11 protein-coding genes are annotated in these 14,225 nt (G+C 44.0%); 9 read left to right on the forward strand and 2 right to left on the reverse strand.

All coding sequences use genetic code 11. From position 1 onward, the window contains the following. Window positions 1-2 precede the first annotated feature (2 nt). From tssH to L4D05_RS05060, 9 genes are all read left to right on the forward strand, one after another. Entirely contained in the window at window positions 3-2,681 is a 2,679-nt protein-coding gene (gene tssH, locus L4D05_RS05020; RefSeq protein WP_428793220.1) for a type VI secretion system ATPase TssH, read from the forward strand. Between the two features lie 202 nt (window positions 2,682-2,883). Then, window positions 2,884-3,549, forward strand: coding sequence for a type 2 periplasmic-binding domain-containing protein (locus L4D05_RS05025; RefSeq protein WP_428793552.1), 666 nt, complete (start codon window positions 2,884-2,886; stop codon window positions 3,547-3,549). A gap of 2 nt (window positions 3,550-3,551) precedes the next feature. Further along, window positions 3,552-4,502 (forward strand): type VI secretion system-associated FHA domain protein, encoded by a 951-nt coding sequence (locus tag L4D05_RS05030; RefSeq protein ID WP_428750886.1) that lies wholly within the window; start codon window positions 3,552-3,554, stop codon window positions 4,500-4,502. Further along, the gene (gene tssJ / locus L4D05_RS05035) at window positions 4,499-4,990 is read left to right on the forward strand and encodes a type VI secretion system lipoprotein TssJ (RefSeq protein ID WP_428750887.1); all 492 of its coding nucleotides are present in this window, start codon (window positions 4,499-4,501) and stop codon (window positions 4,988-4,990) included. Before L4D05_RS05030 ends, tssJ begins: the two co-directional genes overlap by 4 nt. 158 nt (window positions 4,991-5,148) lie before the next feature. Further along, window positions 5,149-6,480, forward strand: coding sequence for a type VI secretion system baseplate subunit TssK (gene tssK / locus L4D05_RS05040; RefSeq protein ID WP_428750888.1), 1,332 nt, complete (start codon window positions 5,149-5,151; stop codon window positions 6,478-6,480). Between the two features lie 4 nt (window positions 6,481-6,484). Continuing rightward, the gene (gene icmH / locus L4D05_RS05045; RefSeq protein WP_428793221.1) at window positions 6,485-7,741 is read left to right on the forward strand and encodes a type IVB secretion system protein IcmH/DotU; all 1,257 of its coding nucleotides are present in this window, start codon (window positions 6,485-6,487) and stop codon (window positions 7,739-7,741) included. 34 nt (window positions 7,742-7,775) lie between these two features. Then, entirely contained in the window at window positions 7,776-11,219 is a 3,444-nt protein-coding gene (gene tssM, locus L4D05_RS05050) for a type VI secretion system membrane subunit TssM (RefSeq protein WP_428793222.1), read from the forward strand. A 2-nt stretch (window positions 11,220-11,221) separates the two neighbouring features. Next, window positions 11,222-11,974 carry a protein kinase domain-containing protein gene (locus L4D05_RS05055; protein ID WP_428793223.1) on the forward strand — a complete coding sequence of 251 codons (753 nt, stop codon included), beginning with the start codon at window positions 11,222-11,224 and terminating at the stop codon, window positions 11,972-11,974. A 360-nt stretch (window positions 11,975-12,334) separates the two neighbouring features. Further along, a complete protein-coding gene (locus tag L4D05_RS05060; RefSeq protein WP_428751165.1) occupies window positions 12,335-12,940 on the forward strand; it encodes a lytic transglycosylase domain-containing protein in 606 nt (201 codons plus the stop codon). 28 nt (window positions 12,941-12,968) lie between these two features. Here L4D05_RS05060 and L4D05_RS05065 read toward each other — a convergent pair whose 3' ends face one another. Continuing rightward, on the reverse strand, window positions 12,969-13,259 hold the full coding sequence (locus tag L4D05_RS05065) for a hypothetical protein (protein ID WP_428793224.1): 291 nt from the start codon (window positions 13,257-13,259) through the stop codon (window positions 12,969-12,971). After that, window positions 13,252-14,220, reverse strand: a complete 969-nt coding sequence (locus L4D05_RS05070; RefSeq protein ID WP_428750893.1) for an OmpA family protein — start codon at window positions 14,218-14,220, stop codon at window positions 13,252-13,254. The genes L4D05_RS05065 and L4D05_RS05070 overlap by 8 nt, the downstream gene beginning before the upstream one ends. Between the last annotated feature and the right edge of the window lie 5 nt (window positions 14,221-14,225).

Consider the following 14,225-nt stretch of genomic DNA (forward strand, 5'->3'; position numbering starts at 1 on the left):
TCATGGCACAAGTAACGTTAACTAACTTAGTGAGTAAACTCTCCCCAGAACTCAAACAAGCACTTGAGATTTCAGCTGGCGCCGCAATGAACCAGGGGGTACCGGCTATTGAGATTGAGCACTGGCTGCTACAACTCATTTCTCAAAACGACGACGCTCTTGCCCACCTGTGGCGTTCGCAAAACGTACACGTCGAAAAAGTAGTCAGTGAGTTGACGACAAGAATCGGTAGGCTTCCCAAAGGTAATGAAGGTCAACCTACCCTTAGCCCACAGCTTACCGAGCTAATTAAAGACGCTTGGATGTTAGCATCGGTCAATTTTGGCCACTCTCAAATCATCAGTTTGCATCTCATCCACAGCCTACTGCAACAAAACGTGATGGGCATGTCTACACTACAACTTGAAAGCTTAAATGGTATCTCTTCAGAAGCGCTTCAAGGACTCATTGCCAAAAGTAACGTTCAAAAATCATCCAGCACCAGCAACACAACCAGTCCATCTCCATCCGGTGGTGGGGATGCACTAGCCAAGTACACCATCAATCTCACTCAACAAGCACTTGATGGTAAGATTGATCCTATTTCAGGACGCAATAGCGAAGTTCGTAAAGCCATCGATATCCTATGCAGGAAAAGGCAGAACAACCCTATTTTTGTTGGTGAGCCGGGCGTGGGGAAAACTGCCGTCGTCGAAGGACTTGCATTACGTATCGCCGCTGGTGATGTACCGTCCGCTATCCAAGGCGTTCAACTTCACTCACTCGACCTTGGGCTTTTGCAAGCAGGTGCCAGTGTTAAAGGGGAGTTTGAAAACCGCCTCAAAGATGTCATTAATGAAGTTAAAAACGCCGAAGAGCCTATCATCGTATTCATTGATGAAGCGCATACTCTGATTGGAGCAGGTGGCGCAGCCGGACAAAATGATGCCGCGAATCTACTTAAACCCGCCCTTGCGCGTGGCGAATTTAAAACACTCGCGGCGACCACATGGGCTGAATATAAGAAATACTTTGAAAAAGATCCCGCGCTCACTCGCCGGTTCCAGCTGGTCACCATTGAAGAACCAAGTGCAGAAGATGCGATTCAAATGCTTCGCGGAGTCGCCGATTCATTACAAGCCCATCATGGTGCATTCATTACCGAGTCTGCGATTGAAGCCTCGGTCAATCTATCTATTCGCTACCTGCCCTCTCGTCAACTTCCCGATAAAGCGATCAGCTTACTCGATACTGCAAGTGCACGTATCGCATTAACACAAGGGGCAAAACCTGAAGTTATTGAGACGCTTGAGCAACGTATTCGTTACGAAAAAAATGAGCTCGTAGCATTACAAAAAGAGCATGACTTATTTGGAGGAAACCAAGAAGCGCTTTCCACCATACAAGACTCGATTAAAAACAACGAAGAGCAGTTAACTCTTTTGAATGACCAGTGGAAGCAAGAAGTGGTACTGGTTGACCAAATAAAAACATTGCAACAAGACATCAGCAATCAAACCAAAAGCCACAACGAACTCAATGATGATAGCACTGTAACTGGCACTGATACTGATACTGATACTGATACTGATAGCATTAACGATATCTCACTCCCTGCACTACAAGATCAACTTACTGCTCTTCGAAGTAACCTAGCGGCATTACAAGGTGAAAACCCGCTCGTTCATGCGCTTGTCGATGAAAATACCATTGCGGAGATCATCGGTAGTTGGACTGGGATACCCGTTGGCAACATGCTTAGCGATGAGATTAAAAAATTGCTGTCACTGGAAGAGCAACTCGACCAACGTGTTATTGGGCAAACGGCCGCAAAACAAGAGTTAGCTAAGTCGATTCGAATTTCCCGAGCAGGCCTTACCGATAATAGAAAACCCATTGGTGTGTTTTTGATGTGCGGCCCAAGTGGTGTAGGTAAAACCGAGACCGCAATGGCACTAGCCGAACAACTCTATGGCGGTGCCAATGACCTGACCGTTATCAACATGACTGAGTTCAAAGAGGAACACAAAATATCCATGCTACTTGGTAGCCCTGCTGGCTATGTCGGCTTTGGCGAAGGTGGCGTCCTCACTGAGGCCATTCGCCGCAATCCCTACTCTGTTTTACTATTAGATGAAATGGAGAAAGCTCATCCTGGTGTGCACGACCTGTTCTATCAAATCTTCGACAAAGGCCATATTAAAGACAGTGAAGGACGAACCGTTGACTTTAAAAATACCATTATCATCATGACATCCAACGCCGCCGATCAAGCGATATGCGACGCGTGCGAAGGTAGTGGTAACGATATAGACAATAACGAACTCCTTGAAACCATTCGCCCTGAGCTGCAGCGATTTTTTAAACCTGCCTTTTTAGGCCGTACCACCATCGTTCCATACTACCCTTTAAATGATGATGAACTGGCAAAAATTACCGACATTGCCCTCAACCGAATTAAGAAAAAACTCGCAGAACAGTATCAAGCTACCTTCCGTTGGGATGAGAGTTTCGTGAATTATGTCATCAGCCGAAATAGTGATCCAACGACTGGAGGTAGAGCCGTTGAACAGATAATTAATCGTTCTCTCATGCCTAAATTGGCAGAAGAGTGCATTCTCCGCCTCAGTCGAAACGAAGATATTAACCACGTAGAAGTTTCAGGAAATCAAGGAAAGGACTTTGAGCTTATCATTCAATAAGTAATGCTCCGTTCTTAACGTTGAGGTTTTCGTTGTATTGGCATGAACCTCAACATTAAATCAATATCGCAAGTGTATAGGGCGGCGCCCTAGCTAAAAGGAATTAGATTGGTGTTTAGAAGGAATAGACATGTTCACAACACTTAAGCAGCGCTCATATCAGGATGCGTTTAAGTATTGGGTCTTCGTTCTCGTGGGCCTAATGACTAGTGGGGCTCTCCATGCCAGTGTCATTGGGCCATCAAGATTAATGCTCACGACTCAAGACTGGTCCCCTTATCAGTATTACCAGAATGCAAAAATGCAAGGGTTAGCGATAGATGCTGTTAAATGTGCGCTTGGTTCAATGAGCCAACCCTATCAACTGACCATGACGAACTGGTCTGACGCACAATTACGAGTGCAAAATGGAAGTCAACACGGTTTTTTTATTGCCTCTGACACCCAAGAAAGGAATGAGTATGCGACGCTATCCACTCCTATCGCAGAGCAAAAAATCAACTGGTACTTTGGGTCAGGCGTTGAACCTACGATAACCGAATTGTCAAAGCTCAATTTGAAGTTTTCTGCAAAGTTTGGCTCCAACAAATGGTTTTGGCTTAAAAGACAGGGATTTAACGTAGTCAAACAGCCCAGAGATGCTAAAGTTTTATTAACACTTTTGAAACGTCGCGAAATTGATATTGTGCTTGAAGATCAGTTAGTTTTTTCTAAAGAGCTAGAAAGTGCGGGACTTGCTAACGACTACTTCCGCTCCAAACACTTGGAAACCAAAAAAATGGGTGTGTACTTTTCGAATCAATTTTTAAACGAATACTCTGGGTTTCTCAACAGTTTTAATTCCGCGGTTAAGAAATGTAAGGGCTAATTATGACCATCAGTATACATTTAGTTTCCATTCCAGAGCAGGAAGCGGTCACCTCTCGAGTCGCCCACCTACCCGTCGATGGCGGAACCATTGGGCGATCTCCTGATTGCAGTGTCGTACTGCCCGACCATACGACTCGAATCTCACGAAAGCACGCAGAGATCATTCGTACCTCTGCTGGTTATTTCTTAAAAGATCTAAGTAACAATGGCTTATCTCTTAACGCACAGCCATTGCAAAAAGGGGTCGACTACGCGATTAATGATGGCGATGTGATTAAAATTGAACACTACAGCCTATTAGTCAGCACACTTGTTGTATCCCAAAATGCACCATCATTAAAGTCCAATGACAATGAGCCAACGTTCTCGCTGAATCTCAACAATGACGACACCGATTTTTTAGAAGAGCTCACCACGGAGTCAATGCCACGATCTCGTGAACCCCAACAATATTCATCAGACAATGTACTAAGCGATGACCCTTTCGCATCCGACCCATTTGAAAATTTCTCAGATGAAGAAATCTCAAAGTTTGAAGAAATCGATACGGTGTTGGAACCACTGCCGATCGATAACGGCAATACAGACAATAACAACGTTGCATTCATTCCTATTGAGCACAATAGCGACCACATTGTCAGTTCACTCAAACAACTGATTACATTATCTGAAAAGAATCACGATATGTTGCAAAACCCTTCGTTCCAACACGAGTGTCTTTTTAACGCGCTAGAACAAACCATTGATACCTTTCTGGATGAGTTTTGCCCACAACAACTAGAATCTCAGTTCAACGAATATGTTGGCTCATCAATGTTCGTCAACAAAGACAAACGATACTGGCGAATTTATCGAAAGCACTTTGAACGAAGACAAAAAAACGGAGACTTTAAGCGACAGTTCAAAGCCCTATTTATTGAAAATATGCAGCGCTCAGGAGAAGAGTCATGAGATGGCCCATATTCGTTAGCACCTTATTATTCGCTTTGCTGTCTGGCTGTTCGTCCACCACGACACCTGTGACAACAAGCTATGCATTACAAACCGTAAGCGACGATACCATTAACCCTTATCGCTCAACGGCAGCCAATCCCGTCGTCGTAAGGCTTTACCAATTAAAAAGCAAAGAGAGCTTCAATCAAAGTAGCTTTATTGCCCTTTACAACGGCGATCTCCAAGCCCTAGGAAGCAGCTTAATTGTCAAACAAGTGCTCCCACCAATGATGCCTGCGTCCACGGTAAATAGCACTTTAGACATCAATAAAAGCACGCAATATCTAGCAGCACTAGTGGAATACGCCAATTATCAGCAAAGTAACGGCAAAGCAATTGCGGTGGTACCTACAGATGGCGAGAGCAGTTTGGTTCTTCGCCTATCCGGACTCAATGTCGAGTTGGATGTTGTCCCACCAGAATCCAGTTGGTGGCAGATCTTTTAAACAACAGACCAACAAAATGATCGCAAATTTAAACGACATATATTTAAAGCGACATTCACTTTACACATCCGGTTATGATGTACAGTGCCAAACAAACCAGCAGTTAACTGCACAATGACACGTCATTAGTACAGGCAACCAATTGAAAAGGATTTTCCGTGGACGCACATAAAAAAGTTGTATGGAAAGAAGGCATGTTCATTGCCCCTCAGCACTTTCAACAGCAGGATCGTTATACCCAAAATTATGTTGGGCAAACAGTAGACACCTTATCGCATTTCGCGCCATTTTTTGGTTTGACCCAGCTATCAATGAATACCGACCTGCTTAAAATCGGTAAATTAGCCATCACACAATGTTCTGGTGTTTTCCCCGATGGCACGCAATTTAATCTGACCAAAGAGATCACGCTTGATGTTCCTGTCGGCGCCATAGAGAACACCATCTACCTGGCGTTACCATTGGCTCTACTTGGCAACAATGATTACAACGAAGACGAGAAATCGTCGTCTCGATTCATTACCAAATCCATTAATGTTTTCGACTCCGCTAGTGAAGAAAACACCAGCCTAGAAGTCGACGTAGCGAGACTTAACATTCAACTTCTTTCTGAGCGTGATGACCGTTCAGGCCACTCCGTTATTCCTATTGCGCGCATCCTCGAGTGCACAGAGTCAAACGAAGTCATTTTAGACAGAGCCTTTATCCCTTCCTGTCTACACTATGGCGCGTCAAGATATCTATCCGACAAAATTAAAGAAACACAAGCGCTACTCACCAGCCGAAATCATAACCTAATCAATAGAATTCAAGCAGGTCAGTCTCAAAAGAGTGCTCAATCACTCATGATCGATTACTTGTGGCTGCAAACACTCAACAGCTGGATGCCGTGGTTTGACTTAATTTCAAAGAACCCTCGCTTCAATACTTATGATCTGTATTTACAACTTAATCGTTTTCAGTCTGAGCTGCTCGCATTGTCACCTAAAGCCGCGACAGAAACGCAAGAATTAAAAATCGACCAGTTGTATGTTAGCTTCAGTCCGCTGTTTGCTAACTTAAGAAATTTACTCACATTAGTTCAACAAGATTCCGTTATTGAGTTCCCTTGGGATACCAGCTTGTTCGAAAAACGCCGACTATTACGAACCATCATTAAAGATCCACAATCGGTTCAAGAACGTCGTTTTGTATTGAGTGTTAAATCCTCACTCAGCACCAGTGAACTGAGCAATAGTTTTATTTCTGCGACAAAATTAAGCAGTAACACTCGAATTGTCGAACTGGTCAAAAATGCATTGTCTGGTATACAGATTTCTCTTCTTCCTGTCGCACCTAGTGAGTTAAAGCCCGTTCACGGCACCACATACTTCGAGTTAAATACCGCTGATCCTGTATGGAGTGAAATGCTATCCACACGAGACGCTCTCGCCCTGCATGTTGATGCTCGTATACCCGATCTTGAAGTCCATTTGTACGCGCTGAGGTAACGAAATGCTCGAGTATTTGGATGAAAAAACGTTAGTTTGGGAACAAACACCAAGCCAAAAGACAACAGAAGTTGACTCAGACAAAGCCGTGAAATTCCGCAGCCCAGACCCGGCTCAATCGGAGTTTCTAAAGCATTTTGATAAGTCAGAAAACCAACTGATCAACATCAGCGGCGAGCTCATTGGTATCACGTTAAAAATCAACGCTCTGCCGGAGCCAGATGATATTACAGAATTGAGGAGCCAATTAACTCACAAAATAGGAGAGTTAAAGGAACGAGGGAGCCAATTAAATTATCCGGTCGCCGTCATTGATAAACTGTGTTTTCTATTCGCGGTTGTGCTGGATGAATTCATTATTTACACCGATTGGGGCGATAAACGCAGTTGGGAAAATAAGACCCTTCTTAGTGAGTTATTTGGTATGCGTAATGGCGGTGAGTTGTTTTTCTCTGTCACAGACAAAGCCATGCGCCAACCACATAAAATGATCGATTTATTGGAAATTATTTATCTATTCCTCAATATAGGTTTTAAAGGCCAGTACCATTCTCAAGGCTCTGAACAGCTGAAAAGTATGATCTACCAACTCGAACAGGTCATGAGCCAATATAGACAAGCTAACGGCGTCCATTGCAACACCAAAGTCCCACAGCCTAAAACTCGTCGCCCAAGCAGAAAGCGCCACTATGCGATAACAACCCTATTGTTCGTGACACTTATCGGCGCGACACTGTTTCTGACTCACTTTTGGTACCATAAAACGCTCCCTCAAAGAGCAAGAGACTTTACCTATTTATCCGATTTCAGCCAACGCTATATCCTTTCAGGGCAAGCTCACGATATCGTTTTTATATCGACGGATAAAGATCTGGCGACCCCCCCTGTAAATGCGAGCCGAGCGGAAATACTGCCTATAAAAAATAGCGCGTCGACAGATAGCAAGTTAACGAATAGCAAGTTAGCGAATAGCAAACCAACCAATACGCTTGTTCCACAACACCCATCAACCGCTGGCTGGCTTGTTCAAATGGCGACATTCTCAACCCAGAAAAACGCAGAGAAATATATTCACAGTCTATCAGCAACAAAATATGACCCTCGAATTGACAGCTATAAGCAATATTTCAGGGTTGTTATCGACGTCGGCTCAAAAGATGAAGCGAACAACGCAAAGACGTGGTTAAAGGAAAACCAAAATATCGATGCCATTTTGGTTCGTAGCAGTAAAACCGTAAACACTAAGCCATTACATAACTAAAACACCGTTGTCGATACACAAGGAAGATGTTGCAATGCCAGATGATAAAACAAGTAAGACAAAAAACTACAAGCCTCTTATTAGCGGTGTTTCCACTGGTTTTATCTTATCTATCGTAATGATGACCACTTTGTGGTTTACCCCTGCCCTACGAAGTTACTTACTGATCGCGATTGTCACTTGTCTCGTCCTTTCTACCACGTTAGGGCTCATCGTATTTTGGGTGTCTAAAAGAAGTCAAAGCCGTGACAACGAAGAAGATAACAAACAAAAAGAGTTGATCGCACGCCGAGTGGCATTGCTAGAAAAACACTTTGTTTCCATGCTAAACGTGCAAAAAAACAATAAACCTCTTCAAAGCCGTTACGACCTGCCCGTTTACTTATGGTACAGCGACAACCCAACAAAAGACAAAAATGTGATTACGCAAATGGGCTATGAGGCCTATCGACTCGATGAATTTGGCAATGACATCGAATTTCCAATCCTATTTTGGTTGAGTGAACATTCGATCCTTATCTCGGTTAGCCAAGGAGAAGACCAACACCCAGAATATATTGCAGCCCTATTAAAGTGCTTAATAAAATGGCGACCAAGGCAAGCAATTAATGGCTTACTGCTTGCCGTAAGTGCCGAACAACTATTAGGGCAAAAAGCGCTCATTAAACAACAATCCGATCAGCTTAAGAGTGTGTTTACCAAGCTTAATCGCTTATTGGGCTTATCGGTCCCTACTTATATTATTATCACGCATAGCGGTGCGGTGAGTGATTTTTGTCAATATTTTTCTGGCTTTGACGATGCGCGAAGAGAAGAGGCCTTTGGTGCAATGATGCCCTTCCGAAAACACGGTGGTATCGATGCAGATTGGTATGACACGGCTTATGATACTCTGATCGGTCAACTCACCGCTAATATGACCAATGCGCTATCTGGCCAACTCAACTTAGAGTACCGAAAATCCATTGCTAGTGCGCCTTTGCAGTTTGGTTTGCTAAAGCAAAATTTATGGCTAATGCTCAATCGACTTTATGGGCTAAACCAACTCGGTGAAGGTCTGATGTTTCGTGGATTTTTCTTTACTCATGACGGCAGTCATGATGAAGAAACCGATATTTTGGCCGCGACAATCAGTCATGATTTAGGGCATGAGTATTACCACCCAACAAACAGCCAACCCATTCAGCAAGTTTTGTTTTCTCAGCACCTTATGACTCACGTGTTATTGCCTGAACATAGGCTCGTTGGTGTTAACCGCAAGAAAGAAAACAGGTTAATCACGTTACAAACGGTCTATACGCTATCATGTCTTGGACTGTTGATTGCCACCCTCGCCGTCATCAAATTTGACTTCGACTTTCAAAGCCATAGAGAAGCTCGTGCCGATGCGTTACTAGAGCGATACAAAGAAGCCATTACCGCTTCACCTTATGATATTGAAAACTTAGCTGACAACGTGCCCAATTTGTATTCATTACATAAAGTCTATCAGCTCTACCAACAGCCTGAACCATGGTATGTCCTCCCTTTTATGCCGTCATCAAGCATAAAAACGGAAGTAGAAGCCGCCTACTTTGCCGAACTACAGTCTGTATTGATGCCCTCTTTAGAGAAGTCGATTGCGAATGATTTATTTGTGTACGTTAACTTAGAAGAGCAAGCAACCACGCTCTCGTTGCTCAATAACTACCGTTTACTTTTCGACACAAACAAGAAAAACACAGAAGAGCTAGAATCCTATTTTGTTCACTCTCTTGAAGCGCAAAATTCTGGCTCAGCGGCGACTATTGCTCAGCTAAAAGTTCTACTCAGCGATGCGTTTAACCGACGACTGGTACCCTTAAAATCCAACTCTGATTTAGAACAACTCGCGAAAGGCGTGATCAATCGTACTGGTATTGAAACACTGCTTTATAAGCATATAAAAAGCCTGCCTGCATTTAGCAAACGAATTGATATTCGTAGTGAGCTCGGCAGTAATTTCGGCCAGCTCTATCGCTTTGAGTCAGGTTACGTCGGCTATCTTGTCCCTTTCTTATATACGCCTAATGGCTTCATTGAGCTTGATCTCTCTATTGATTCACCATTACTTAAAGAAGCGTTGTCGGCATACTCAGGGGTAGCAGGAGACTCGCCCAGTGCATTAGAACTTTATCGTATTAGCCGCGACTTAAAACAAATGTACCAAAATGATTACATCAACTACTGGAAGGATTTTACTAATAATGTCGCAATGCTGCCGATAAATGATACAACGGCACTCAGCCAAAGCGTCAATTTGCTCTCAACAGCAAATAATAACCCTCTGGCAAATTATTTCTCGGTACTCAGCAAATATACCAACGTTTCTCTACCAACCACAGAAACGGCTGATAGCGCTAGTGCCAGTAAAAGCAGCAACAGCAGCAACAGCAGCAATAATGTGTCGAGTGAAACCAATGACGCTCTAATCGATGAACAAGATAAAATTGAATCTGCGCGCATGATTAACGCCAGTTTCTCTACTTACCTCGAATACGTTACACCAGCAAAAGACTCTGTTAAACCCATCGATACATTGTTAGCAAAAATCACTAAATTAAAAGCCTGGCTCGACTCGTTTTACCAATCTGAAGATGCGAGAAAACTCGCCTTTGATACCCTTGCACAGCCAATGCAAAGCACAAACCCAATTGCTGATTTAGACGCTATTACGAGTACTCAGCCCGAACTGTCGAAACAACTCATTACTTCACTGACGCAACTTAGTAACGATTCGATTTTATCGCTCGCGCACGAACATTTAAATCAGAAGTGGAAAACATCGGTTATTCAAACCTATCAAACGAGTATTGCTAACTATTACCCATTTGATAGTAAGGCAAAAACCGATGCGAGTATCGCTGATGTTCAGGCGTTCTTTTCCTCAAAAGGGGTCTTTAATTCCTTTAAAAACACTTACCTGACGCAATTTTTAACCGCTGCAGAAGGCGACCCCTATTTACCCGGCTTTCTGCCTCGCTCTGGATTGATGATTGCTCCGGAGGTGTGGACAATGTCCACCAAAGCTGAACAAATCCGCTCGGCACTCTTTTTAGCAAAACCTGATACCGTATCAATCAACTTCCAGCTTAAAGCGATTGATATGAGTGCCTCTGTCACAGAGTTTATTATCTATAACGACCAACCTTTATTCACCTATCAACACGGTCCTTCGTTGTGGAAAAGCATGAGCTGGGAAGGAGAGCAGCAAGCAGAAGACAACCTTAACTTTGAACTCAAAAACAATGTGACGTCTTTGGCTCAACAAAACTTCAGTGGTAATTGGAACTGGTTTCGTTTGATCAACGACAAAACGGTAAAAACCGTCAGCCAAGGTGCGGAAATTTCATTAGGTGATAGCAGTAATTCCGTCATGTTATCGGTGAAGACGCAGGGGCAAGTTAATCCATTTGCCCCCGGATTCTTTACTGATTTCAAATTACCGTCGGATTTGTAGCTATGGCAGTGGTAGACACTTCCAACACTAGCCTCAAGGCATTACTATCCAGCCTTGCCAGCGATTTTGATGATAGCCCTCATTGGTTGTCTCATAATGTTTTTCGCTGGCATCATAAGAAAGTCGGCTGGTTGAAAGGGCGATGCTTAGCTAGCACTGACGCTGAGCAAACAAAACGCTCTCGATTGACTACAGAACACGACCTAAATATGTTGTGCAATCCGGGTGACCATCGCGTCAGGGCTATTTACGACAAAAACCATATCCACTTAGGTTTCGTACACTGGATTGATGGCGATACCCTTGCAAGCCAAGTTAAACAGGGAACAATACGCCATCGATGGCTGCGTGATATCGAGCGAGCACTCGAGCGTTTGCACCACAGTGGTTTCATACATGGGGATATAAAGCCGAGCAACATTGTCATAGCCCCTAAGCAGGCCCATCTGATTGATTTTTCAACTGCCCTACCCATTGGAAAGCGATTTAAGCAATTACCACTTAGCGTTGCTTCTCCGTCCTATTCCTCACCACAACAAAAAACATTACAGGGGTGTGTTTGCCCCTCTGATGATTGGTATGCATTGGCATTAACGCTCTGCGCTGCACTTAAACAACACCCTTACTATCCAAACGATACGACGTCGCTATCGCCCTCACTGCATTACCACGCTTTGCAACTCCCAAAGGAGCTACCGGCTCGTTACCACATGATCATCCGAAACAAACTCCACGCTTACCATACCGGCAAGTAATCTCGTAATTGCCCGCTCACTCCCTATACTGTTTCATCGATATCTACGCAGGCAAACGTATGAGCACTATTTTCAAACCCGTGACAAAGCGACTAAATAACGTGTTTCTTTATGATGACCATGCCGCCCAATAGTAACGACACTGTATATCGTCTCCACCAGCGAACGTCGTATGACAGCAAGCGACATCCATTTGCTTGCTGTTTATTTCGGTTGAAAGTCTATATGTCACGGCTTCGATTAAGTTTCATTGGGCCACATCTAGCTCGGCAGCGACTGGCCTATCTGCGCGTAATATTGTTCCTTGTCTTGGTCAGTCATATCACGGTCGCTCATGCGCAGTATCGTCCACCCGAAGCAATGATTAGACCACACTTAGCGAAACTCTCCCCTTATCAGCAACAAATCTTAAACAAATTTGAGCAGTTCGAGCCTCTAGTGTCATCGATATTCCAACAATTGAATCAGCGCTCCCTACCAGACTATTTCATTCTGGTCCCTATGCTTGAATCGTCATTCAACCCTAATGCTGTCTCACACGCCAACGCTGCCGGCTTATGGCAGCTCATGCCAGCTACAGCCCAGCGCTTCGGGTTAAACGTCAGTAAAACTAACGACCAACGTTTTGACATTGCATTAAGTACATCGGCTGCGTTGCAATACCTCTCATTCTTGCACCAAAAATTTAATGGTGACATAAGCCTAACATTAGCCGCTTACAATGCAGGCGAAGGACGGGTTCAGCGTGCCATTAAACGAGCAGGTAGCACGCAATTCTCACACCTAACATTGCCGCACGAAACCGTAAACTATGTCCATCGCTTTTATGCGTTGCAGCAACTGGTCGATATGTCTGAGCTGAAATCAAAACCCTCTACAGGTTTCATGCTTTTTGTTACCGACCAGCAATGGCAAAAGGCAGCATTGATAGATCTCACCCCACTTCCACCATTAATTACACTGTAAGCGTAAGCAAAGCTCTGCTTAGCGCAGTTCACCAAAACAACGTTAACACCACAATGCTGCAGCCAAGAAACGTCGCAAAACAGATAGGAATGACAAGGTGCTTATCTCTCTCGAATGAAATGAAGCCTGCTGGTTGGTGAACGACAAAGGTCACAAGCAAAATATTGTATAGCGCTAATAGAATTCCAATGATGAACACATCAAAATACAGCAAGCTCGTCACTAAATAGACGTAAAAGCCTATTAAGCAATAATCAATCACGACAAGCCACGCTAAACACTTTCGCATGTTAATGAGCCTTTGCATCAAGTCAGTCATAACGGTTCATTACCTCAAATGAGGTCACTGGTTGGTTTTTTAGTGCTTGCTGTATCGCTTCGCGCTTCCTTTTCTCCACCTCTGGAGATAGCTGTTGTTGAGTGAGTGGTGCTTGCTTCTCCCTCCCATCGGGAAGGAATACGGTCTTATAAACATCGCTCAGCTGACTCAACGTTTCGGCGGTGAGAATATAGAGTTCGATACGGCGATTAATCGCGGCTTTAGGGTTGTTGATATCAACCGGTGCGGTATCACTCATTCCTGTGACTTGAAAGATGTGACGCTCTTGCAGCCCTCCGCGGTCCAGATAATATCGCGCACTATTGGCACGGTTGCTCGATAACTCCCAGTTAGTCATGCGGCTACCCTTATACCGGCTCGCATCCGTATGACCAGTAATGATCATCTTGTTTTCAATACGCTGTAACAGCTTAGCCAGATTCAACAAAAGATCTTGATAAAATGGGGTCACTTTAGCCCCTCCCCGAAAGAACATAGGCCCTTTGTCAGAATCAGCAATCACCAACTTCACCCCTTGAGGGGTAACTAAAACACTCACACTGCCTAGCCCATCTACACTGGCAAGATCTTGTTCAATGCGCTTTGCTAACACCTCTAACTCTTGCTGACTATTGAACTCACCTTCTAGCAGTGAAGTATCGTTAATACGATGCAGCTCTGCGTCGTAGTGCGAGGTGGCGACATGAGGAAGCGGTAAAGGATTAATCGAATTGCCACCACTTTCCACCATCCCATGATGCTGAATAGGATCATTGCCATAGGAGAAATAATTAAGCAGTTTTTTTTGGTCATCAACATCAACGACCTGTAATATCCAGAGCACTAAAAACAGGCACATCATCGAGATCATCAAATCGGCCATTGCCACCTTCCAACCGCCATGTTGCAATGGATCTCGTTTCTTTTTGCCCTTCTTCGCAATAATAATTTGTTGTTCCATACGTG

The sequence above is a fragment of the Vibrio nomapromontoriensis genome (genome assembly GCF_050337205.1).
GTDB lineage: Bacteria > Pseudomonadota > Gammaproteobacteria > Enterobacterales > Vibrionaceae > Vibrio > Vibrio nomapromontoriensis.